This is a genomic window from Ruegeria sp. AM2 (assembly GCF_056540685.1).
In genome coordinates, this window is record NZ_JBQFXE010000014.1 from 73,810 (window position 1) to 94,976 (window position 21,167).

A 21,167-nucleotide genomic window follows, 5' to 3' on the forward strand; every position below is an offset into this window, starting at 1 on the left:
GGTGATCAGGAGTGGTTTTCAAGCGCCGAGATCGACGCTCGCCTGTCCAGATCGCATCTGAATTCGTCTACCCCCGTGGCGGATGGACCCGCGCCTTTCACTATGTCAAACACCGCGTCCGCCGATTGCCGGACACACCCGAACGCATCGCGCGCGGAATCGGGGCTGGGGTTTTTGCTGCGTTCACTCCGTTTTACGGGCTCCATTTCGTGGTCGCGGCAATTTGTGCCCGCCTGTTCAACGGTAATATTCTGGCCGCGCTCAGCGGTACTTTCTTCGGCAACCCTCTGACATATGTCCCGATCGGTGTGATCAGTCTGCAAACCGGACATTTCATTCTTGGAACCGAGTTTCGCCAAGGCGATACCCACGGCCTGATGGGTAAGTTTGCTGACGCAATTGGGGATCTGAAGGATAATGTCCTGGCGATGTTCACGGATCGCGTTGCGGACTGGCACGGGCTTGAGGTCTTCTATGACGAGGTGTTTTTTCCTTACATGGTGGGCGGCGTTCTTCCGGGTATTTTGGCGGGTGTGATCTGCGCCTATCTCAGCCTTCCATTGATCCGGAAGTACCAGCAGCGCCGCCGAGCCAAGATCAAGGCGAAGTTTGAGGAAATCAAACGTTTGGCGGAATCTAACGCTGCCGTTTCTCCGATGAATAACCTAGGCTCTGTTCAAGGGCATAAGAAGGAACCAAGCGATGGCTGACCATCTCCTGCGTCTGGGCGTGAATATCGACCACGTGGCGACTGTGCGCAACGCGCGGGGTGGGGCATATCCCGACCCTCTTCGCGCCGCGAAACTGGCCGAAGAAGCCGGGGCCGATGGTATCACCGCGCATCTCCGTGAGGATCGCCGCCATATCTCGGACGCTGACATCGACGGGCTGATGGACGTTCTGTCGGTGCCCCTGAACTTTGAGATGGCCGCCACACCCGAGATGCAGCAGATCGCCCTGCGTCACAAACCGCACGCCGTCTGCATCGTCCCTGAAAAGCGCGAGGAACGGACGACCGAAGGCGGGCTGGAGGTCGCGCGCGAGGAAAACAAGCTAGCCCATTTCATTGCACCTTTGCGCGAGGTCGGGTGCCGGGTGTCCATCTTCATCGCCGCCGACCAACGTCAGATCGAGGCTGCCCACCGCATTGGCGCTCAGGTGATTGAGCTTCACACGGGTGCCTATTGCGACGCTTTCGCCGAAGGTCACATGGAGGAGGCCGCGCGCGAGTTGGAAAGCCTGCGCGAGATGTCTGCTTTTGCGCATTCATTGGGGCTGGAGGTCCACGCGGGGCATGGTTTGACTTACGACACAGTGCAACCGGTGGCGGCCTTCCCTGAGGTGCGCGAACTGAACATCGGGCACTTCCTGATCGGCGAGTCCATCTTCCGCGGCCTGACGCCGGCCATTGCCGAGATGCGGCGGCTGATGGATGAGGCGCGCTCATGATGACCACAGGCTTTGTGGCAATTTGGCTTGCGTGGATCATGGCTGGCGGTTCACCGGGACCTGCAACAATGGGCATAGCCGGAACAGCAATGAACGAAGGACGCCGTTCGGGGTTGGTGTTCGCTTTGGGCATTTGCGCAGGATCAGCTGCGTGGGGAATAGCTGCGGCACTGGGCCTGTCCGCAATCATGCTGGCGAATGCGTGGGTGTTTGAGATTATCCGCTATGTTGGCGTCGCGTATCTTGGTTGGTTGGCTATCAAGGCGTTGCGGCGTGCCATGACCTCAAGTGAAGTGGTGCTGGGAAATCCTGTAACTGGTTCTCTGGCAACCATTTTTGCGAAAGGTGCGGCGATCCACCTGACCAATCCGAAAGCGATACTGAGTTGGGGGTCGATCTACGCAATTGTTGCTCCGAATGACGCCAGCCTTTCAACGTTGCTGACGTATTTCGCCCTGCTCTATGCAGGCTCGCTGTTCATCTTCATAGGATATGCGTTTCTGTTTTCGTCAGAACGAATGGTTAGGGCTTACCGTCGCGCCCGACGCGGGTTCGACCTGGCTTTTGCCGGGTTCTTCGGTTTTGCAAGCTACAAGATCCTGACTGTGCGCCTGTCATGATCCTGGGCATCGGCACCGACCTCGCGAATATCGAACGCATTCAGGGCACTCTTGACCGATTTGGCGACCGGTTCCGGAACCGAGTTTTCACCGATATCGAACAGCGCAAAGCTGAACGGCGTCACGACACTGCGGGCACATATGCCAAGCGCTGGGCCGCGAAAGAGGCGTGCTCCAAGGCGCTGGGTACGGGTCTGCGTATGGGCATCGCCTGGAAGGATATGGCCGTTACGAACCTGCGTACCGGCCAGCCCGTTATGCATGTGACAGGATGGGCGGCGGAACGCTTGAACGAGATGACGCCCGAGGGGCATGAAGCGATCATCCACGTCACCCTGACCGACGATCACCCCTGGGCCCAGGCCTTTGTGGTGATCGAGGCGCGGCCGCTTCACGATGGGCCCGCGCAGCCTTGACTCGGCCCCGTCCGCCCCGCATGTAGCACCCCAACAAACCAAGGACCGGAGAGCAGTATGGCCGAGGAAGCCAAATCAGGAAACGCCGTCTGGGAGACGATCAAAACCATCGTCTATGCCCTGCTGATCGCGGGCGTTTTCCGCACTCTGTTCTTTCAGCCGTTCTGGATTCCATCCGGGTCGATGAAGCCCACACTGCTGATCGGGGATTTCCTGTTCGTCAACAAGATGGCCTATGGTTATTCTTACGCGTCGTGCCCAAGCCTGGTCATTCCCAGCGTCGGTTTGAATGTCGACGCCGAAGATATCTGCGGATGGATGCAGGGGGATAACGGACGTCTGTTCGGCGGTGATCCGGAACGCGGCGACGTCATCGTTTTCCGGCACCCTGTTACAGGGCGGGACTACATCAAACGTCTGATTGGCCTGCCCGGAGACCGCGTGCAGGTGCGCAATGGTCAAATCATCCTGAACGGTACCGCGGTTCCACAAGAACCAGATGGCGTTTTCACCGAGGTTGCAGCGCCACAGGGTCCCCAGGGATTGCGCCCGCGCTGCGAAAACGGGCCGGTGGGCATTGGCGGGGCATGTGAGAAGTCGCGCTTCATCGAAACCTTGCCGAATGGCGTGTCGTATGAGGTGCTCAACATCGCCAATCAGGGCTCGGACAACACAGGCGTCTATGTTGTGCCCGAGGGCGAGTATTTTTTCATGGGCGATAACCGGGATAACTCGGCCGATAGCCGTCTGCCGCAATCGGCGGGTGGGGTCGGGTATGTGCCCTACGAAGACCTGATCGGGCGCGCGGACCGCATCATGTTCTCATCCTCCGGTCGCTCGATGCTGTTCTTCTGGACGTGGCGCAGTGATCGGTATTTCAAGGCGGTGAATTGAAACTATCGGCTGACATAAAGGCCTTTCAGCAACGGTTGGGGTATGACTTCTCAAGCCCCGAACTGTTGGTGCGCGCGTTGACCCACGGGTCGGTGTCTTCGCCGACGCGCCCCGACAACCAGCGGTTGGAGTTTCTGGGCGATCGTGTGTTGGGTCTGGTGATGGCGACTGCGCTACTGGAAGCAGACAAGAACGCGTCGGAAGGCCAATTGGCACCGCGATTCAACGCCCTGGTCCGCAAAGAGGCCTGTGCGGACGTGGCCCGTCAGATTGATCTGGGTGCGGTGCTGAAACTGGGCCGGTCCGAGATGCTGTCAGGTGGCCGCCGCAAACAGGCTTTGCTGGGGGATGCAATGGAGGCGGTCATTGCTGCAATCTATCGCGACGCAGGTTTTGAGGCCGCGCGCGACGTCATCCTGAACCTTTGGGGCAACCGCATCCACAATGTCGAGGCTGACGCGCGTGACGCCAAGACCTCATTGCAGGAATGGGCGCAGGCGCGCGGGCAAAAGCCGCCGTCCTATGTCGAAGTGAAGCGCAGTGGCCCCGACCATGCGCCGGTTTTTACCATCGCTGCCCGATTGCAGGACGGCTCCAAAGCTCAGGCCACGGCGGGGTCCAAGCGGCAAGCAGAGCAGGCTGCGGCAAAAGCTTTGCTGGATCAGGTGTCTGGATAAATCCCTCTGGCCCGTGACATCATTCTGCTATAGGGGTGCGCACTTGCTAATAGGAACGCAACACCCATGACCACACGCGCCGGATTTATTGCCCTGATCGGAGAGCCCAACGCGGGCAAATCCACCCTTCTGAACCGCATGGTCGGGGCCAAGGTCTCGATCGTGACGCATAAGGTGCAGACAACACGCGCGCGCATTCGCGGCGTGGCGATGGAGGGGGATGCGCAGCTTGTGTTCGTCGACACGCCAGGCCTGTTCAAACCCCGCCGTCGCCTGGATCGTGCCATGGTGGCCGCAGCGTGGGGCGGGGCGGCGGATGCTGATGTGGTCGTGCTGATGGTCGAGGCGCATCGCGGGATCACCGAAGGTGTTGAGCGCATTCTTGAAGGGCTGGAAGAAATTGGGCAGGGTCGCAAGATCGCGTTGGCGATCAACAAGATCGACAAGGTGCCATCCGAGAAGCTTTTGGCTCTGACCAGCGATCTGAACGCGCGCTATCCCTTCGCGGAAACTTTCATGATCTCTGCCGAAAAGGGGCATGGGGTCGACGATTTGCGGGCCTGGCTGGCTTCGGAATTGCCGGAAGGTCCGTGGCTCTATCCCGAGGACCAGATTGCCGACTTACCGCTACGCATGATCGCAGCTGAAATGACGCGTGAGAAGCTGACCCTGCGCTTGCATCAGGAGCTGCCGTATCAGCTTACGGTCGAGACCGAAAACTGGGAAGAGCGCAAGGATGGTTCGGCAAAGATTGACCAGGTCATCTATGTCATGCGCGACGGCCACAAGGGGATCGTGCTGGGCAAACGCGGCGAGACGATCAAGGCGGTCAGCCAGGCGGCACGTGCTGAGCTTGAGGAATTTCTGGATCGCAAGATTCATCTGTTCCTGCAGGTCAAGGTGCGGCCCAACTGGCTGGAAGAATCCGAACGCTATTCGGAAATGGGACTGGATTTCAAAGACGGTAACGCATGACACGGGTGAAGAATTTTCGACGAAAATTCTTGGCGCTGGTGTTAAGGACGCGGCCATGACCCGATTGACGGCGCAATTTTGGGTTCATGCCTATCTGGCGCGCTTGCGATTTCAGGAAATTCCGGCCTTTGTGGTGGCACATGGGGATGACACAGCAGGTGCGGTGCTGGTCAAGCTGAACACGCTCGACGGGCACGCAATGGCCTTTCAACGCAGTTTTGATCTCCTGAGCGGCGCGCGCAGCTGGGTGGAGCTGTCCAGTGGCCCGGAGACCGAGGTGGATCAGGCCATTCAACGCCAACGCAGTTTCGACCCCGATCTCTGGGTGATCGAAGTCGAAGACCGTCAGGGGCGTCATCTGCTGGGCGAAGAAGGCCTGGAGTGAGCGCAGGCCAGAACACGCTTTGGGGTTGCAAGGCATGACTGCTCTCACATATTCACCAGGGATACTTGGGCGGGCCTGTTTCACAAAGGCTGCCCGCTGACGCGGGATGCGGTGCGCCTCGCAGAGATAGGGTGAAACGATGATCGACCTCAGCAATCATACGCCGCTCAGGGCCAGCCGGAACTACAAGATCTATGATCACCCGCAGCTTGAAGGCGCGCTGTTGAAAGTGCGCACCGACAAGCCAAAGAAAAAGTTCTTTAAACGATACGCGACCTATCGATATGGCAACCTGCGCCAGTGGCAGCGTGAGGCCAATGAATACTTGTCGGCCATGAGCCGGGGGTGCCCGGAAATCGAACGATTGGCCGGGTTCTACGGCTATGCACAAACGTCGGAAGGGCCGGCCATTGCGGTTGAAAAGATGACCGGACCGGACGGCGATCTGGCCCGGACTTTCACCGAGGAACTGCGTCAGTTTCCCAAAGGTACTCCGGGTCGCGAGGCCTTGATCAATGAGCTGGATGAACTGCTGACCGATCTCGAAAACGGCCGGATCATCGTCGGCGACATCAGCCGCCAGAATATTGTGCGTGCGCAGGAACGTGGCGGCAAGCTCGTTGTCATCGATGGCGCAGGTGAGCGAATACTGTTGCCGTTGACCCTGATCAGCGATTGGGCGTTTCGTCTGTCTTCGTCGCGTCGGCGCAAGCGCATGATGGCGATATAGGCCCGGTGTGGACTGGCGTGATCAGGGCATCCTGCTGACCTCCCGCCGCCACGGAGAGACGGCGGCCATCATCGAAGTTTTCACGCAGTCTCATGGTCGTCACGCCGGGGTCGTGCGCGGCGGCACCAGCCGCAAGATTGCGCCGATCCTGCAGCCGGGCGCACAGCTGGATGTGCTGTGGCGCGCGCGGCTTGAGGAGCATATCGGCACGTTTCAGGTAGAACCCCTGCGGTCTCGGGCAGCGGCTGCGTTTTCGGGGCGTTTGGCATTGGCCGGTTTGAATGCGGTCGTCTCATTGCTGTCGTTTGCGATGCCAGAACGCCAGTCGCATCCGGACCTTTACAGGCGCACAGAACAGTTGATGGACCTGCTTGGTCAGGATGACATCTGGCCGCTGGCCTATCTGCGCTGGGAGCTTGCCTTGCTGGAAGAGTTGGGTTTCGGCCTCGACCTTGGCCAATGCGCCGTCACCGGAGCCAAGGAAGGGTTGGTATATGTTTCTCCCAAGACAGGGCGCGCGGTCAGCGCAGAGGGGGCCGGGGACTGGTCAGACAAACTCTTGCCGCTGACGCCCTGCCTGAAAGGGGAGGGACAGGGCGACGATGACGAGGTCGCCGCAGCGTTCACGACCACCGGATACTTTCTGCACCACCGGCTTGCCCCATCGCTGGGCCACAACCCTTTGCCCGAGGCGCGTGAGCGGTTTGTCGAGCAATTCACTCGGCGGCTTTGAACACCATTTCATGCCCGGCGTCATTACGTAGGATCAGCACGTCGCCTGAGACTTCGGATTGGGTCATCGCCAAAAGGGCGGCAAAGTAGATGCCTTCCGCCTCAAGACCAGCGCACGCGGCACGGGTCGCCGTCAGGTCCTGTATCTCGAACCACGGATATGGAGCGTTCAGTGTTCCCGAGTAGCTGTTGCAGGGGCCGTTGCCAGCGATCGTACCATCTTCGGGGAATTGGAGTAGCGCGCTGGACTCGAAGGGCTGACCGTCGATTTCCTGCAATACCCAAGTGCGATCTGAAGAGCCGTAGGCAGCAACGGATTCGTCCGTGTTGCATTGGAACAGGGCCATCATCGGCAGGATAAATATCAGACGTGTCATGTCAGCGTCCTAACCAGATTCGCGCGCGTGTGGAACCGGCGCGAGGACATTAGAAATCCAATTCACCGCTCAGCAGTTGCTCTCGCACCTCCAGACGGGGTCGCCAATTGTACCGGGTGTCGTCGCGCGTGGGCGCCCACACCAACGCACCGCTGTCGCGCCAGGGGTCAAGGATGATGCCGTCATACATCGACGCGCCCTTTGCGCTGATCAAGGCCGAGTGGTGAATAATCCGGAACGGCGTTGGCGGCGAAGTTGCCCAATGCAGATCGAGGGTGCGGAAATCCTCTGCCCGCAAGCGTGTGGTCATCGCCTCAGCCCAGTCATTGCACAGGCCATACTCGCGAAAACCGTTGATCACCTTGGCATTGTGGATGATCGCAGGATCGGTGACCTGCCATTCCTGCGCGAGGTGCTGCGAATAGGTATAGGCGATATCAGCGGCCCGCTGTGCCTCGGCGGGGTCGACGTCGGGGCTAAGAGACCGGATTGCCATCGCAAGTTCGTCGATATCGCCCTGACTGGCTGTCGGCATGGGCGGTGCGCACGCGGTGAGAACCAGCGCCGCAAGTACCGCCAGGAGGCCAAGAAAATGTCGGGTCATACTGCTCTGCCGCTCGTTGCTCTTTGGGGCGTGATCTAACGGCATTCGGGGCGGGGGGATAGGGGGAAGTTTGGGGGGCGGCAGGTCATGGCTTAGGCTGGAACGCAACGGCCACGCAAAGCTCCGAGCAGAAAAAAAAGACCCGGCGCGTGCGCCGGGTCAAGTTGGGGAAACAGGATTGCCAAAAAACAGGTCAGCTCAGCAAGCGCCGGGCGATGACCTGTGCCTGAATTTCGGCAGCCCCTTCAAAAATATTGAGAATGCGCGCGTCACACAGAACGCGGCTGATTTTGTATTCCAGCGCAAACCCGTTGCCGCCGTGGATTTGCAGTCCGTTATCCGCAGCCGCCCAGGCCACGCGCGCGCCCAACAGCTTGGCCATGCCGGCCTCAAGGTCGCAGCGCTGCCCGTGATCCTTTTCCCAGGCCGAGAAATAGGTCAATTGCCGCGCGATCATGATCTCAACCGCCATCATCGCCAGCTTGCCCGACACACGGGGGAAGTTGATCAGCGATTTGCCGAATTGCTTGCGATCCTGTGCATATTGCATCGCGATATCCAGCGCGCTTTGCGCCACGCCGATGGCGCGCGCGGCGGTCTGGATTCGGGCAGACTCAAAGGTCTCCATCAGTTGCTTGAAGCCCTTGCCTTCCTCGCCGCCCAGAAGGTTCTCGCCTTTGACCTTGAAGCCGTCAAACCCCAGTTCGTATTCCTTCATACCGCGATAGCCCAGAACCTCGATCTCGCCGCCGGTCATGCCTTCGGTGGGGAAGGGATTTTCATCGGTGCCCGGCGTCTTCTCGGCGAGGAACATCGACAGGCCGCGGTGGTCGGTGGTGTCCGGGTTGGTGCGTGCCAGCAGGGTCATCACATGGGTGCGCGCCGCATGGGTGATCCAGGTCTTGTTGCCGGTGATCTCGTAGTCACCATCGGCATTCTTGACCGCGCGGGCGCGCAGGCTGCCAAGGTCGGACCCGGTGTTGGGTTCGGTGAACACGGCGGTTGGCAGAATTTCAGCGCTGGCGAGTTTCGGAAGCCAGTTGGCCTTCTGTTCGTCCGTGCCGCCCGCGATGATCAACTCGGCAGCGATCTCGGACCGGGTGCCCAGTGAGCCGACGCCGATGTAGCCGCGCGAAAGCTCTTCCGACACCACACACATCGAGGCTTTGGACAGGCCAAATCCGCCGAACTCTTCGGGGATGGTCAGGCCGAAAACGCCCATTTCGGCCAGCTCCTCGATGATTTCGATCGGAATCAATTCATCTTTCAGGTGCCACTCATGCGCGTTCGGTTCGACCTTTTCCTGCGCGTAGCGGCGGAACTGGTTGCGGATCATCTCAAGCTCTTCGTCCAGCCCCGAGGCACCAAACATGGTAGCACCCGCCTGATCCTCCATCAGCTCAACCAACCGCGTGCGGGCCGCCTGAGAGTTGGCTTGCGCCATAAGGGTCTGCACTTCCGAGCACTGAAAGCCCGACAAGGCGTCCCAGCCCAGGCCCAGATCCTGCAGGCGCACAACCTCTCCCTGGTTCATCGGGATGCCGCCCGCGATCTGGTGCAGGTATTCGCCAAACGCGATCTGGTGCAGCAATTGCTCCATCTCGCCGAACTTGCCATCAGTTTGCAGAGCTTCAGCCCAGCGTTGCATCTGCTGTAGGGACTGGTGGTAAGTGGCCAGCCATGCAAACCCGTGCGCCGCGGTTTGGTGCGCCTCGATCAGCGCGCCGGATACCTTGCCATCTTGCGAGACCATGTCCCGCACCGAGTCGCGGGCACGAGAAAAGACAGTTTCCACCGCGGGCAGTGCGGCAGCGGTCAGAGTCAGTAGGTCGGGCAAAACTGCGGGCTGGGTCATGTTCGTCATATCCTGTCCGTCATGGGCCATGAAGTGCGTCCTTTCTGGGGTCGTCTGGTCATATCATGCTGCACATGCAGCGCAACAAAAATACGTATGAACGCTTAGAAAAGTTCGAAAATTGCCGTGACGTTTTTGCGATGCAGAAAACCTGACCGATGATATGAAAGCGATATGGCCCTGTTTTCGCTCATGTCTCCGCAGGAATTCTATCTGGCGTTGGCCGTTGCATTTGTTGCGGGCTGGATCAAAGGCATGGTTGGGTTCGCCATGCCCATGGTGCTGGTCTCGGGGCTGAGCATCATGCTGCCGCCTGAACTGGCGCTGGCGGGGCTGATCCTGCCGACCCTCGTGACGAACGGTTTGCAGGCCCTGCGCGAAGGCGTGCCCGCCGCGATCTCGTCGATACGGCGGTTTCGTGTCTTTCTGGCCGTCGGGGTGATGTTTTTATTCGCCAGCGCCCAGTTGGTGACCGTGCTTTCCGCCAAGAGTTTTCTGTTGGTCATCGGCCTTCCTGTTTCGTTCTTTGCGCTGATACAGCTGTTGGGGTTGCGTCTGACACTGCGGGCCCCGTCCTTTCGGGTTGAGGCTGCGGTCGGAGCGGTTGCGGGATTTGTCGGTGGCATCTCGGGCGTCTGGGGTCCGCCCACCGTGGCTTACCTGACCGCGCTCAACACCCCAAAGCGAGAACAGATGCGGGTGCAGGGCGTCATCTACGGTTTGGGTTCGGTTGCGCTGGTCGTGGCGCATCTGGGGTCTGGCATTCTGCGCGCGGAAACGGCGGTGTTTTCGGCGCTGTTGGTGCCTCCGGCTGTTGTCGGGATGTGGGGCGGGTTGCTGCTGCAGGACCGGATCGATCAGGACCAGTTTCGCAAACTGACCCTTCTGGTCTTGCTGATTGCCGGAGCGAACCTGTTGCGGCGCGGGGTGTTTGGCTAAGCCGTCAACCGCGTTTTTCCATGATGCGGAAGGCCAGCAGCAGCCCCAGCATCAGGAAAAAGAGGCCCGAGATATCTCCGATCAGATAGGCGACATATTCGGCGGTTGCGCTGCCAAAGGCCAGATTGGTCAATGCCGATACTAGAACCGAAGTCACGACTCCGACGCCCATGATGCAAGCCCAGCAGGGTTTTCGGTCGGGTCGGGGGAACAGGTCCCATCCCAGCGCCTTGCAGGCATAAAAGACCGCCGGAACAGTGGTGACCGCGATGAACACGGCCAACAGACGGCTGGGCAGGAACACATCCCAGCCCCCGAGCACGGCGAAGACGATGAAAACTCCGGGCAAAAGCGCAAATATCGCTCGCCATCCCAATAGCCACGCCGACAGCACCCGAACGCCATGCGGCAGGAACAGAAGGCTCGCGCGGCTAGGGTATTCAGGAAAGAATACGTTTTGCAGCGGCATCAGAACCTCGAAAGTAAGGAATGATGCAGCCACATAGGCCAACGAGGCGAAGAAGGTTTCCGAGACCCACCTGCGCACGATGCTCAGCCATCGCAGCGCAGATTTGCGGCGTCACCTGGGGGCATTTACAACATACCGTCCGCGGTTGGCGTTGCCGCTCTGCGACAGATATCCCTTTTGAACCAATGACTTAAGGGCGCGAAAAAAGGTTGGGCGCGATACGCTTTGAACCAGCGTGTGTTCGATCAACCCGAATGTGCGAACCTCTTGGCTTGATTTCGAAAGCTCTTCGGCGGCGTAGTAGATGTCTTTTTCGACGGGCGACAGTTCTTCAAGGCCCAGTGTGCGCTCCATGCTTTGCATCAGTTTGCGCAATTCGGTGAGTTTCGAAATCTCAGTCATGGTGTATCCGTAGCTGTTGTGACCACCTGTATCGGGCACGATTGTACCACATTGCGATTCAGGCAGACACTCATCCCCAAGTGGCTTCAATCATTAATCCGTGAGCCACGATAACGGGGGTGAGAGAACCCGAACCCGCGACCCAATATTGACGGCGACGCGACCGCGCCCGAAAATTACGGGGTGTGCAGCGCGTCACTGACCGAATTGGCTACAGGAACAGGGGCCATGCCGCAACGGTTTTCTGGCAGGCCCTAAGAATATGTGAACACGCGTTGCCGGAAGGGGCCGGGGGCTTGTCGCCCCCAGCGGATTATCCAATCGCGACAGCTTTGATGTCGTCGTCGATGAACGGCAGGTATTGCTCAAAGTTCTCGGCAAACATCTGCACCAGCTTTTCAGCCTGTGTGTCAAAGGCGGCCTGATCGTCCCATGTGCGGCGCGGGTCCAGCAGAACCTCGGCCACGCCAGGAACCGACACGGGCACGTCAAAGCCGAAATTGGCGTCCTTTCGGAACTCGGCGTCGCGCAGTGACCCGTCCAGAGCAGCCGTCAGCAGCGCGCGCGTTGCGCGGATCGGCATGCGGCTGCCAACGCCATAGGCACCGCCGGTCCAGCCGGTATTCACCAGCCAGCAAGTCGCGCCGTGCTGGGCGATCTTGTCGCGCAGCAGATTACCGTATTCTTCCGGGCGACGCGGCATGAAGGGCGCGCCGAAGCAGGTCGAGAATGTGGGCTGCGGTTCGGTGATGCCACGCTCGGTCCCGGCAACCTTTGACGTGAAGCCCGACAGGAAGTGATACATCGCCTGCGCCGGTGTCAGCCGCGCGATCGGAGGCAGAACGCCAAACGCGTCACAGGTCAGCATGATGATGTTCTTGGGATGCCCCCCCAGCGCACTGCTGGACGCGTTCGAAATATATTCCAGCGGATAGGCGCACCGCATGTTCGCGGTCAGGGAATCATCTTCGAAATCCAGTTCCTTGGTTTCGGGATCAAAGACCATGTTTTCGATCACGGTGCCAAACTTGCTGGTGGTCGCGTAAATCTCGGGCTCGGCCTCGGCGTTCAGGTTGATGGTCTTGGCATAGCAGCCACCTTCAAAGTTGAAGGTGCCGCGATCGGACCAGCCATGTTCGTCATCGCCGATCAAAATGCGCGCCGGGTCAGCCGAAAGGGTGGTCTTGCCGGTACCCGACAGACCGAAGAACACGGCTGTGTCCACCGGGTTGCCGACCGCGTGGTTGGCCGAGCAATGCATCGGCATCACGCCTTTTTCGGGCAGCATGTAGTTCAGCAGTGTAAAGACGGATTTCTTGTTCTCGCCCGCGTATTCGGTTCCGCCGATCAGGATCAGCTTGCGGTCAAAGTTCAGGGCGATCACGGTCTCGGACTTGCAGCCATGCTTGGCCGGATCGGCCTGAAAGCTCGGGCAGTTGATGATCGTGAAGTCGGCGGTGAAATCGTCCAGATCTTCGCGATCCGGGCGGCGCAGCAGGTGGCGGATGAACAGGTTGTGCCAGGCCAGTTCGGTGACCATGCGCACGTTGATCGAATAGGTCGGATCAGCTCCACCGACGAGGTCCTGTACGAAATAGTCGCGGCCCTTCATATGTTCGAGCATATCGACATACAAAGCTTCGAACCCTTCTGGGCTCATCTCGGCATTGTTTTCCCACCAGATATGGTCGGCCACGCTGTCGGTGCGCACGACGTGCTTGTCCTTGGGCGACCGGCCGGTGAACTTGCCGGTGGTGACCAGAAAGGCCCCGCCATTGCCAAGGGTGCCCTCGCTGCGCTTCAGCGCCTCTTCGATCAGCGCCGGTTCCATGTAGTTGTAATAGACATTGCCCAGACCCTCGATGCCCTGATCTTCGAGGCGGAATTGCGGGTTAACCCGTCCAGATGTCATGTGTGTCTTCTCCTGTGGCGGCGCGGCGGCGGGTGGGCCGAGGTGCGCCATTGGGGCAAATTGCCGGATCGTTCCGGCGGTTGGCTGGGTCTTACCACGGTCATTTAGGGCATGAACAGAAGGGTTTGGTGGAGTTAGCGCAACCAAGTTCAGGTTTAGCGCCACCACTGATTTCCTGTCGGAAAAACTGGCGTGTTTCCGCGAAACGATACGGCTTTTTTGTCGCAACTGTGTGGCATCAATCTCACGATTCGCAGATACGGATTGATTCGCGGCCTTAAAAAAGACAAAAATGCACTACTAATAAGCGGAATATTGCGTGAGTGAGCAGGAACAGGGGTAACCCCGATGTCTAAGATTGCACTGGTGGATGACGACAGGAATATTCTGACGTCCGTATCCATGACGCTTGAGGCCGAAGGCTTTGAGGTCGAAACTTATAACGATGGACAGGCCGCGCTGGACGCGTTCAACAAGAAACTGCCCGACATGGCCGTTCTGGACATCAAGATGCCGCGTATGGACGGCATGGATTTGTTGCAGCGTTTGCGTCAGAAAACGCAGATGCCGGTCATTTTTCTGACGTCCAAGGATGATGAGATTGATGAGGTTCTGGGCTTGCGCATGGGCGCGGACGACTACGTCAAAAAGCCATTCTCCCAAAGGTTGCTGGTTGAACGCATCCGCGCTCTGCTGCGTCGTCAGGAAGCAACCGAAGGCGATGTGACCAACGCGGCAACCGGCGACGCCAAGGTCATGGAGCGGGGCGAACTTCGGATGGATCCGCTGCGCCATGCTGTTAGTTGGAAGGGCAACGACGTTTCTTTGACAGTGACCGAATTCCTGTTGCTGCAGGCGTTGGCTCAGCGCCCGGGATTTGTCAAAAGTCGTGACCAACTGATGGATGTGGCCTATGATGATCAGGTATATGTCGATGATCGTACCATTGACAGCCACATCAAACGTTTGCGCAAGAAGATGCGCGCGGCTGATCAGGAGTTTTCGGCGATCGAAACACTCTATGGCATCGGGTATCGATATAACGAAGAATAGGCGCGGCCGTCTTTCAAGGGTTAAAGGGTCTCGTGCGCGATACCGATCAAGTCAGTGATATGCGCGACGGAGACGTCGTTCTAGGGGATGATTGGGTTATCCCCCAGGATCCCGAGTCTGCCGAACTGCGCGCAAAACGGTCGCGGCGAAACCTGTTTTCCCTGCGCAGTTCGCCTCTGGCACGCAGAATCATTACCTTCAACCTTATCGCACTGGTCATTCTTGTCGCGGGTCTTCTTTATCTGGATGACACTCGTAGGGACAGGGTGCAGCAGACCGCCGCAAACCTGCTGGGTGATGCGCAACTGGTCAGCAACGTGTTCGAAACCCAGCTGAGGCAACCTGCAAACCGGGCGGCCACCGCACTGGATGTCAACGACACGCTGTCCGGCCTAAGCCTGCCCGAGGGTGGCGAGGTGTTTGTTTATGACAGCACCGGCACCCTGATCGGCTGGACGCGCGGCGCATCTCCGACAACCACGCTTCCGAGCCTGCTGCACACGGAAACGCCGTCGCCCACAGGCAGCACGATGATCAGCGACGCGCTGACGGCGGTTTGGAACGGTTTATCCGCCGTTTTTACCGGCACCGCGCCAGGTGACCCGCCGACGCTGGCTCAAAGGGTGCAAGAGATCATTCCCCGCACGCTTGAGGGTGCAAAGCAGGTGCAAGCGGTGCAAGACGAATCGGGTGACACTGTCATCGTTGCCGCCGCACCCATTCGTGTCGAGGGCCAGGCTGTCGGCGCCGTTGCCATGGCTGGACCTCCAGGTGAAATTGATGCCCTCGCCCGCAAAGAACAGGAACGCATCCTGCAGATGTTTGTCGTCGCGCTGCTTGTGTCCATTGGTCTCAGCTTGGTTCTTGCATCCACAATCGCGAATCCGCTGGCGGATCTGGCCGCCGCGGCCGAGCTTGGCAAGGACAGGGGGGCCGGGGTTAATCCGGGGCGCATCCGTATCCCGGACCTCAGCGCACGCCCGGACGAGATCGGACGCCTTAGCCAAGCTCTGCGCGGCATGGTCACCGCGCTCTACAACCGGATCGACGCCAACGAACAGTTTGCCGCCGACGTCGCGCACGAGATCAAGAACCCGCTGGCCAGCTTGCAATCCGCGGTCGGTACTCTGCGGATGGTCAAACGGGACGACCAGCGCGACAAGCTTCTGGGTGTGATTGAACACGATGTCCGGCGGTTGGACCGTCTGGTTAGCGACATTTCGAATGCGTCGCGTCTGGATGCGGAGCTTGTGAAAGAAGAAGAACAGCCATTCGACCTGCTTAACCTTCTGAACAATATTGGCCAGTTTCTGGGCGAGGACGCACGTAAGAAAGGGATCGACTACATCACCGATCTGCCGCCTGGCCCCATTGTGGTGAACGGGTTGGAGGCGCGCCTGGCGCAAGTCTTCGTCAACCTGATCACCAACGCGATTTCCTTTTCCGGTGAAAGCGACGCCATCCGAGTTTGGGTGCGCCGTCGCGACAACCGGGTTCTGGTCGTGGTCGAGGACACTGGGCCAGGCATTCCCGAACAGGCGCTGACCAAGATTTTCAAACGGTTCTACTCAGAACGCCCCGAGGAGCATTTTGGGAACAACTCCGGTCTCGGTCTTGCTATTTCAAAGCAAATCGTCGAAGCCCATGGCGGCGTGATCTGGGCCGAGAACATTCGTCCGACCGAGGCGGATATCACCTCAGAGCCGCTGGGCGCGCGCTTTGTCGTAGGGCTGCCAGTCTAGGCCATGTGCGCGGTCCCGCTGTCAGACCTTGCGGATCGCGATACAGCCTGTATCCACGCCAGTTGCGTCGCAGCGAACGGAAAAGGGATTTTGATTGTCGGACCTTCAGGTTCCGGCAAATCTGGTTTGGCTTTGCAAATGATGGCTGTCGGAGCGCAGTTGGTGGCGGACGACCGCGTTGAGTTGCAGGTTCAAGACGGCCATCTGACCGCCAGCGCCCCCACCTCAATCCTCGGGCTGATCGAAGCGCGCGGCGTAGGTCTCTTGCGGGCCGACCCTATCGATTCAGCCCGGCTGGCCTATATTGTCGATTTGGATCAAACGGAACAAAAGCGATTGCCCGACCCAGTGGAAATTGTCCTTGTGAGGCAAACTGTTCCCTTGCTTAGAGCTGGTGGTGTGCCCAATTTAGCCGCAGCATTGATGCAACTTGCAAAACTGGGGCGCGTTGACCCGCAATGGCCGAGCAAATGACCTCACAAAGACGGATTGTCTTGATCACCGGTCCGTCGGGCGCAGGTCGGTCGACTGCGATCCATGTTCTGGAGGACCTTGGATTCGAGGCCATCGACAACCTGCCGATGGGCCTTCTTACGCGCTTGCTGGACGGAGAGGACCTTACTCGTCCGATGGCATTGGGGATTGATGCCCGAAACAGGGATTTCTCGACCATCGGGTTCATCGAACTAGCCGCCAAGCTGGGCCGGATGGAAAATGTGGACCTCACGACGCTTTACCTTGATTGCAGCGATGAGGTTCTGCTGAGGCGATTTTCAGAAACTCGCCGCCGCCATCCTGTGGCGGCCGATGCAAGCCCAGAAACCGGGATCGAGCGCGAAAAGGAACTGCTGGCCCCGATCCGGGAAATTGCCGACACTCTGATCGATACTACTGCATTGAACGTTCACCAGTTGCGCGATGAGGTAGAACACTGGTTCGCGCCCCAAGGTGGTCGACATCTTGCCGTGTCGGTCGAATCTTTTTCTTACAAACGCGGTTTGCCGCGCGGTTTGGATATGGTGTTGGATTGCCGATTTCTGGCCAATCCTTATTGGCGTCCGGAATTGCGCGCCGAAGATGGTCGAAATCCGGATGTTGCCGCCTATGTTCAGTCTGATGAGAACTATGGCCCTTTTGTCGACCGCGTGATTGATCTGCTGACCACACTCTTGCCTGCTTTCCGAGCCGAGGGTAAGGCACATCTATCCGTTGCCTTCGGATGTACCGGCGGTCAGCACCGCTCGGTCGCCGTGGCCGAAGCGGTAGCCAAAGCCCTTGTGGATGGGGGTCAGCAGGTGTCAATTAGGCATCGCGAAATGGAACGACGAGCGTTGAATGTGAGGCCGGGTTGATCGGTATCGTAATCGTAGCACATGGCGGGTTGGCGCAAGAGTATCTTGCTGCCACGCAGCATGTGGTTGGCAAACAGCCCGGACTTGTGGCCGTCGCGATCGAAGCTGACCACGACCGGGAAGAAAAACAGGCCGAGATCTGCCGTGCTGCGGACGAAGTAGATGCCGGTGACGGCGTCGTTGTGGTGACGGATCTGTTTGGTGGGAGCCCCTCGAATCTCAGCCTGCGCGCCTGCGCGCCACAAGATCGGCGAATCCTTTACGGTGCGAATCTGCCCCTGCTGATAAAACTGGCCAAAAGTCGCCACTTGCCGGTGGCCGAAGCCGTTCGTCTGGCCCTTGAAGCCGGACGCAAATACATCAACGCGCAAAATGTGACATTTGACTAAAATCGGATTAACTCGAATGATCGTCAAAAGCTTGAAAATCATAAACGAAAAGGGCCTGCACGCGCGTGCCTCGGCAAAGTTGGTCGAGGTGGTCGAAGGGTTTGATGCCCGTGCCGAAGTGTCCCGCGACGGCCTTTCTGCATCGGGGGACAGTATTATGGGCCTTTTGATGTTGGCAGCGTCTCGCGGAACCACTATTGACGTCGAGACGTCCGGCCCGGATGCTGAGGCGTTGGCAGACGCGCTGGAAACCTTGGTGAATGACAAGTTCGGAGAAGGGTTCTAGGGCGACGCCCTGCCACGACACAAGGAATGGGAAGACCAGGAATTGGCGGAAACGACGCACGATACCAAGACAGGACCGGTAACAGACGGGGCTGTTGATCAGGGCGAAATCTATGATCGCAGAACACTGACCTACGCAAACTCCTTCGACGACGTCTGGACTGCGACGGCCATTCGCGCCATCGAATGGTGCACCGGAAAATTCACCATCCTGCGCATGGTCAACAAGTTCGAGAAGAAGAACGAATACTATCGGGGCCAACGGTTCTGGGGCGGTGCGCTTGAGGTGATGGGCATCGACCTGACCACACCCGCAGAACAGATTTCGCGCATTCCCCAAAAAGGTCCGGTGGTTGTTGTAGCCAACCACCCACATGGGATGGTTGACGGCATGATCCTGGCGGAACTCATTGGCCGTGTGCGCAATGACTACCGCATCCTGACCCGCTCGGTCCTGACTGGGCTGGACGAGGCCGCGACCTCGTTCATGATCCCGGTTCCGTTCCCGCATGACCCCGAAGCCCAGGCCAAAATGCTGGAAATGCGCGGAAAGGCGATGGAGCATTTGAAAAACGGCGGTGTTGTCGCTCTGTTCCCTTCCGGCGTTGTGATGTCCTCGGATGACTGGTTCGGCCCAGCAATTGAGCGTGAATGGAATGTGTTCACCGCCAAGATGATCCGCCGCTCGGGCGCACAGGTGGTTCCGATCTTTTTCCCCGGCAGAAATTCGCGTGCCTACCAGATCGCCAACAAAATCTCGGCGATACTACGCCAGGGTCTGCTGTTGCACGAGATCGTCCGATCCTGCAATAAACCGCAATCCCCCGTCATCGGCGAGCCGGTTTCAGACGAAGATATGCAAATGCTCGAACGCGACCCGCGCGGCTTTATGGCCTGGCTCAGGAAACGGACGCTGTCTTTAGGACAAAAGCCCTGATCCGCCCCTTCATCTGGCCATAAATATCCCGGGGGTGAGCCCGGATACCATCCGGGCGAGGGGGCTGGCCCCCTATGCACGCTATCGTGTCGGCACCGGTACCTCAGCGCGATAGTCATAAAATCCCCGCTGCGTTTTACGGCCCAGCCAACCGGCTTCGACATATTTCGTCAACAGCGGGCAGGGGCGGTATTTGGTGTCCGCCAAACCGTCATGCAGAACGTTCATGATAGCAAGGCAGGTGTCCAATCCGATAAAATCTGCCAGTTCCAGTGGCCCCATCGGGTGATTGGCCCCCAGCTTCATCGACTGATCGATGGATTGAACGCTGCCGACACCTTCGTACAGTGTGTAAACGGCCTCGTTGATCATCGGCATCAATATCCGGTTCACGATAAAGGCTGGAAAATCCTCGGCGCTGGCTGCCGTTTTGCCCAAACGATCCACGACCGCTTTGCAGGCGTTGAACGTGTCTTCGTCGGTTGCTATCCCCCGGATCAGCTCGACCAGTTGCATCACCGGCACCGGGTTCATGAAATGAAATCCCATGAACCGTTCAGGACGATCCGTGCGGCTGGCCAGACGCGTAATCGAAATGGACGACGTGTTCGAAGTCAGAATCGTATGCGGCAGCAAATGCGGTTGAAGGTCCTCGAAGATCGCTTGTTTGACCGTTTCGCGTTCGGTCGCAGCCTCAATGACAAGATCCGTCTGACCAAGCTGAGGCAATTCCAACGTTGTCTTGATGCGCTTCATCGCCGACTGCACGGCGGCATCGGCGATCTTCCCGCGCGAGGCCTGGCGGCTCAGGTTGCCCTCAATTATCGTCATCGCTGAATTCAACGCGTCCTGACTGACGTCGTTCAACAAAACATCATACTCGGCCAAGGCCAGTACATGCGCAATGCCGTTGCCCATCTGGCCTGCGCCAATCACTCCGACCGATTTGATATCCATGTTCAGTTGCCTCTGTGTCACGGGACCTCCGCGACAATATCGGCAGATCGGGGCGGGCGGCAAGGGGATCGGGTCGCTCAAATTCGCTTCAAATGCGCGCATTAGGGATTTCTCAAGACCTGAGGCTGCAACATGGCAATTGGGTGAAAAATTTGGGTGAGTGTGATGAGCTATCAACTGTCATCGGCAGGTGGTCCTGCCGAATCCGTGTGCCGATACGACGGGTCGAAACTGCAGTTCCGGGGTCCTGAACGCAGGCTGGATAGCGCTTATGTCGCTTGCCTCGGCGGAGAAATGACCTTTGGCCGGTTCGTGGATCAACCGTATCCGACTGCTTTGGAGCGCGCGCTGGACCGCAGGTGCATTAACTTCGGCAGCTTGTTTTGCGGTGCTGAGGCGCTGTCGCAGGATGACGGCGCGCTGGATCTGGTCAACGGTTCTGAACTGTGCATCCTGCAATTGCCCGATATCCTAGGGCAATCCAACGGGTTTTTCCGCGTGCACCCTCGTCGAAACGACCGGTTTGTAGCGCCGAGTGAGGATCTGAAATCTCTGTATCCCGAAGCGGATTTTACGGATATTCACTTTGTCCGGCATTTGGTCGGCCGATTGCACGGCTATTGTGATGCGCGTTTTGATTTTGTCGCGCACGAGATACGCCGGTCATGGACCGAAAAGGTCTCGAGTTTTCTGGCGAAAGTCATTCCGCCGGTCATACTTCTTTGGCTGGAGCTGGAGGCGAGCCCGACCGAATCCGGCACGCATGACCCGATCCGGATCGAACCGCAGATGGTGGACGCGTTGGAGGCTTTGAGTGCCAAAACGGTCTCTTTGAAAGTTCGGCGGTCGGGAGAGTCAGAAGAGTTGGAGGATATGCTGTTTGGAACATTGCAACAGCCTGTTGCCGAGCACATGATCGGTCCGGCCACACACCGAAACATAGCTGATGCGCTCGCGCGTGTGGTTCACGAACTGCAGTGACAAAGGCCCGCCGGTTGGCGGGCCTTTCAGAGATT

The 21,167-nt window shown here is 58.6% G+C and carries 26 protein-coding genes; 19 read left to right on the plus strand and 7 right to left on the minus strand.

The annotated features are described in order from the left end of the window. Positions 1–11 precede the first annotated feature (11 nt). The 10 genes from ACR0CR_RS18770 to recO all read left to right on the plus strand — a co-directional run bounded on the left by ACR0CR_RS18770 (position 12) and on the right by recO (position 6,879). A complete protein-coding gene (locus ACR0CR_RS18770; RefSeq protein WP_480602121.1) occupies positions 12–710 on the plus strand; it encodes a DUF2062 domain-containing protein in 699 nt (232 codons plus the stop codon). After that, on the plus strand, positions 703–1,449 hold the full coding sequence (locus tag ACR0CR_RS18775) for a pyridoxine 5'-phosphate synthase (RefSeq protein WP_480602124.1): 747 nt from the start codon (positions 703–705) through the stop codon (positions 1,447–1,449). Before ACR0CR_RS18770 ends, ACR0CR_RS18775 begins: the two co-directional genes overlap by 8 nt. Beyond that, positions 1,446–2,069 carry a LysE family translocator gene (locus ACR0CR_RS18780; RefSeq protein WP_480602127.1) on the plus strand — a complete coding sequence of 208 codons (624 nt, stop codon included), beginning with the start codon at positions 1,446–1,448 and terminating at the stop codon, positions 2,067–2,069. The genes ACR0CR_RS18775 and ACR0CR_RS18780 overlap by 4 nt, the downstream gene beginning before the upstream one ends. Then, on the plus strand, positions 2,066–2,485 hold the full coding sequence (gene acpS / locus ACR0CR_RS18785; protein WP_480602130.1) for a holo-ACP synthase: 420 nt from the start codon (positions 2,066–2,068) through the stop codon (positions 2,483–2,485). The genes ACR0CR_RS18780 and acpS overlap by 4 nt, the downstream gene beginning before the upstream one ends. 57 nt (positions 2,486–2,542) lie before the next feature. Then, the gene (gene lepB / locus ACR0CR_RS18790) at positions 2,543–3,379 is read left to right on the plus strand and encodes a signal peptidase I (RefSeq protein WP_480602132.1); all 837 of its coding nucleotides are present in this window, start codon (positions 2,543–2,545) and stop codon (positions 3,377–3,379) included. After that, positions 3,376–4,056 carry a ribonuclease III gene (rnc, locus tag ACR0CR_RS18795; protein ID WP_480602134.1) on the plus strand — a complete coding sequence of 227 codons (681 nt, stop codon included), beginning with the start codon at positions 3,376–3,378 and terminating at the stop codon, positions 4,054–4,056. The genes lepB and rnc overlap by 4 nt, the downstream gene beginning before the upstream one ends. 66 nt (positions 4,057–4,122) lie before the next feature. Further along, entirely contained in the window at positions 4,123–5,031 is a 909-nt protein-coding gene (gene era / locus ACR0CR_RS18800) for a GTPase Era (RefSeq protein ID WP_480602137.1), read from the plus strand. 55 nt (positions 5,032–5,086) lie between these two features. Next, positions 5,087–5,416: a DUF1491 family protein gene (locus tag ACR0CR_RS18805; protein ID WP_480602139.1), complete on the plus strand. Its 330-nt coding sequence runs from the start codon at positions 5,087–5,089 to the stop codon at positions 5,414–5,416. 139 nt (positions 5,417–5,555) lie between these two features. Beyond that, the gene (locus ACR0CR_RS18810) at positions 5,556–6,146 is read left to right on the plus strand and encodes a YrbL family protein (RefSeq protein WP_480602142.1); all 591 of its coding nucleotides are present in this window, start codon (positions 5,556–5,558) and stop codon (positions 6,144–6,146) included. 7 nt (positions 6,147–6,153) lie between these two features. After that, positions 6,154–6,879 carry a DNA repair protein RecO gene (recO, locus tag ACR0CR_RS18815; RefSeq protein WP_480602145.1) on the plus strand — a complete coding sequence of 242 codons (726 nt, stop codon included), beginning with the start codon at positions 6,154–6,156 and terminating at the stop codon, positions 6,877–6,879. On the opposite strand, the gene ACR0CR_RS18820 is transcribed toward recO, so the two are convergent. The 3 genes from ACR0CR_RS18820 to ACR0CR_RS18830 all read right to left on the minus strand — a co-directional run bounded on the left by ACR0CR_RS18820 (position 6,863) and on the right by ACR0CR_RS18830 (position 9,744). Beyond that, positions 6,863–7,255 carry an META domain-containing protein gene (locus ACR0CR_RS18820; RefSeq protein ID WP_480602148.1) on the minus strand — a complete coding sequence of 131 codons (393 nt, stop codon included), beginning with the start codon at positions 7,253–7,255 and terminating at the stop codon, positions 6,863–6,865. The genes recO and ACR0CR_RS18820 overlap by 17 nt on opposite strands. A gap of 49 nt (positions 7,256–7,304) precedes the next feature. After that, positions 7,305–7,859, minus strand: coding sequence for a hypothetical protein (locus tag ACR0CR_RS18825; RefSeq protein WP_480602151.1), 555 nt, complete (start codon positions 7,857–7,859; stop codon positions 7,305–7,307). A 193-nt stretch (positions 7,860–8,052) separates the two neighbouring features. Next, entirely contained in the window at positions 8,053–9,744 is a 1,692-nt protein-coding gene (locus ACR0CR_RS18830) for an acyl-CoA dehydrogenase family protein (RefSeq protein ID WP_480602154.1), read from the minus strand. A 144-nt stretch (positions 9,745–9,888) separates the two neighbouring features. On the opposite strand from ACR0CR_RS18830, the gene ACR0CR_RS18835 reads away from it, so the two are divergent. Beyond that, positions 9,889–10,653, plus strand: a complete 765-nt coding sequence (locus tag ACR0CR_RS18835; RefSeq protein WP_480602156.1) for a sulfite exporter TauE/SafE family protein — start codon at positions 9,889–9,891, stop codon at positions 10,651–10,653. A gap of 4 nt (positions 10,654–10,657) precedes the next feature. Here ACR0CR_RS18835 and ACR0CR_RS18840 read toward each other — a convergent pair whose 3' ends face one another. The 3 genes from ACR0CR_RS18840 to ACR0CR_RS18850 all read right to left on the minus strand — a co-directional run bounded on the left by ACR0CR_RS18840 (position 10,658) and on the right by ACR0CR_RS18850 (position 13,436). After that, positions 10,658–11,200 (minus strand): hypothetical protein, encoded by a 543-nt coding sequence (locus ACR0CR_RS18840; protein WP_480602158.1) that lies wholly within the window; start codon positions 11,198–11,200, stop codon positions 10,658–10,660. A 33-nt stretch (positions 11,201–11,233) separates the two neighbouring features. Continuing rightward, positions 11,234–11,524 carry a hypothetical protein gene (locus ACR0CR_RS18845; RefSeq protein WP_480602160.1) on the minus strand — a complete coding sequence of 97 codons (291 nt, stop codon included), beginning with the start codon at positions 11,522–11,524 and terminating at the stop codon, positions 11,234–11,236. Between the two features lie 313 nt (positions 11,525–11,837). Next, positions 11,838–13,436 (minus strand): phosphoenolpyruvate carboxykinase, encoded by a 1,599-nt coding sequence (locus tag ACR0CR_RS18850; RefSeq protein ID WP_480602162.1) that lies wholly within the window; start codon positions 13,434–13,436, stop codon positions 11,838–11,840. Positions 13,437–13,784: 348 nt separating this feature from the next. On the opposite strand from ACR0CR_RS18850, the gene ACR0CR_RS18855 reads away from it, so the two are divergent. From ACR0CR_RS18855 to ACR0CR_RS18885, 7 genes are read left to right on the plus strand one after another with little or no spacing between them, the layout of a single operon-like run. Then, the gene (locus ACR0CR_RS18855; protein WP_480602164.1) at positions 13,785–14,489 is read left to right on the plus strand and encodes a response regulator transcription factor; all 705 of its coding nucleotides are present in this window, start codon (positions 13,785–13,787) and stop codon (positions 14,487–14,489) included. Between the two features lie 59 nt (positions 14,490–14,548). After that, a complete protein-coding gene (locus ACR0CR_RS18860) occupies positions 14,549–16,231 on the plus strand; it encodes an ATP-binding protein (protein WP_480602167.1) in 1,683 nt (560 codons plus the stop codon). A gap of 3 nt (positions 16,232–16,234) precedes the next feature. Next, positions 16,235–16,705 (plus strand): HPr kinase/phosphorylase, encoded by a 471-nt coding sequence (locus tag ACR0CR_RS18865; protein ID WP_480602168.1) that lies wholly within the window; start codon positions 16,235–16,237, stop codon positions 16,703–16,705. Further along, positions 16,702–17,583, plus strand: coding sequence for an RNase adapter RapZ (gene rapZ / locus ACR0CR_RS18870; RefSeq protein WP_480602170.1), 882 nt, complete (start codon positions 16,702–16,704; stop codon positions 17,581–17,583). The genes ACR0CR_RS18865 and rapZ overlap by 4 nt, the downstream gene beginning before the upstream one ends. After that, entirely contained in the window at positions 17,580–17,972 is a 393-nt protein-coding gene (locus tag ACR0CR_RS18875) for a PTS sugar transporter subunit IIA (protein ID WP_480602173.1), read from the plus strand. Before rapZ ends, ACR0CR_RS18875 begins: the two co-directional genes overlap by 4 nt. Positions 17,973–17,988: 16 nt before the next feature. Continuing rightward, on the plus strand, positions 17,989–18,258 hold the full coding sequence (locus ACR0CR_RS18880; RefSeq protein ID WP_480602175.1) for an HPr family phosphocarrier protein: 270 nt from the start codon (positions 17,989–17,991) through the stop codon (positions 18,256–18,258). Positions 18,259–18,300: 42 nt separating this feature from the next. Continuing rightward, positions 18,301–19,194 (plus strand): lysophospholipid acyltransferase family protein, encoded by an 894-nt coding sequence (locus ACR0CR_RS18885; protein WP_480602177.1) that lies wholly within the window; start codon positions 18,301–18,303, stop codon positions 19,192–19,194. Between the two features lie 81 nt (positions 19,195–19,275). On the opposite strand, the gene ACR0CR_RS18890 is transcribed toward ACR0CR_RS18885, so the two are convergent. Beyond that, complete coding sequence (locus ACR0CR_RS18890; RefSeq protein WP_480602202.1) at positions 19,276–20,151, minus strand: 3-hydroxybutyryl-CoA dehydrogenase; 876 nt, start codon at positions 20,149–20,151, stop codon at positions 19,276–19,278. Between the two features lie 165 nt (positions 20,152–20,316). Between ACR0CR_RS18890 and ACR0CR_RS18895 the strand changes: the two genes are divergently transcribed. Next, positions 20,317–21,132, plus strand: a complete 816-nt coding sequence (locus ACR0CR_RS18895) for a DUF6473 family protein (RefSeq protein ID WP_480602179.1) — start codon at positions 20,317–20,319, stop codon at positions 21,130–21,132. Positions 21,133–21,167: the final 35 nt, after the last annotated feature.

Coding starts and splice junctions, on each gene's coding strand:
- ACR0CR_RS18775 (WP_480602124.1), top strand. CDS start 703: ATGGCTGACCATCTCCTGCGTCTGGGCGTGAATATCGACCACGTGGCG.
- ACR0CR_RS18780 (WP_480602127.1), top strand. CDS start 1,446: ATGATGACCACAGGCTTTGTGGCAATTTGGCTTGCGTGGATCATGGCT.
- acpS (WP_480602130.1), top strand. CDS start 2,066: ATGATCCTGGGCATCGGCACCGACCTCGCGAATATCGAACGCATTCAG.
- lepB (WP_480602132.1), top strand. CDS start 2,543: ATGGCCGAGGAAGCCAAATCAGGAAACGCCGTCTGGGAGACGATCAAA.
- era (WP_480602137.1), top strand. CDS start 4,123: ATGACCACACGCGCCGGATTTATTGCCCTGATCGGAGAGCCCAACGCG.
- ACR0CR_RS18805 (WP_480602139.1), top strand. CDS start 5,087: ATGACCCGATTGACGGCGCAATTTTGGGTTCATGCCTATCTGGCGCGC.
- ACR0CR_RS18810 (WP_480602142.1), top strand. CDS start 5,556: ATGATCGACCTCAGCAATCATACGCCGCTCAGGGCCAGCCGGAACTAC.
- ACR0CR_RS18820 (WP_480602148.1), bottom strand. CDS start 7,255: ATGACACGTCTGATATTTATCCTGCCGATGATGGCCCTGTTCCAATGC.
- ACR0CR_RS18825 (WP_480602151.1), bottom strand. CDS start 7,859: ATGACCCGACATTTTCTTGGCCTCCTGGCGGTACTTGCGGCGCTGGTT.
- ACR0CR_RS18830 (WP_480602154.1), bottom strand. CDS start 9,744: ATGGCCCATGACGGACAGGATATGACGAACATGACCCAGCCCGCAGTT.
- ACR0CR_RS18835 (WP_480602156.1), top strand. CDS start 9,889: ATGGCCCTGTTTTCGCTCATGTCTCCGCAGGAATTCTATCTGGCGTTG.
- ACR0CR_RS18845 (WP_480602160.1), bottom strand. CDS start 11,524: ATGACTGAGATTTCGAAACTCACCGAATTGCGCAAACTGATGCAAAGC.
- ACR0CR_RS18850 (WP_480602162.1), bottom strand. CDS start 13,436: ATGACATCTGGACGGGTTAACCCGCAATTCCGCCTCGAAGATCAGGGC.
- ACR0CR_RS18855 (WP_480602164.1), top strand. CDS start 13,785: ATGTCTAAGATTGCACTGGTGGATGACGACAGGAATATTCTGACGTCC.
- ACR0CR_RS18860 (WP_480602167.1), top strand. CDS start 14,549: ATGCGCGACGGAGACGTCGTTCTAGGGGATGATTGGGTTATCCCCCAG.
- ACR0CR_RS18865 (WP_480602168.1), top strand. CDS start 16,235: ATGTGCGCGGTCCCGCTGTCAGACCTTGCGGATCGCGATACAGCCTGT.
- rapZ (WP_480602170.1), top strand. CDS start 16,702: ATGACCTCACAAAGACGGATTGTCTTGATCACCGGTCCGTCGGGCGCA.
- ACR0CR_RS18880 (WP_480602175.1), top strand. CDS start 17,989: ATGATCGTCAAAAGCTTGAAAATCATAAACGAAAAGGGCCTGCACGCG.
- ACR0CR_RS18890 (WP_480602202.1), bottom strand. CDS start 20,151: ATGGATATCAAATCGGTCGGAGTGATTGGCGCAGGCCAGATGGGCAAC.
- ACR0CR_RS18895 (WP_480602179.1), top strand. CDS start 20,317: ATGAGCTATCAACTGTCATCGGCAGGTGGTCCTGCCGAATCCGTGTGC.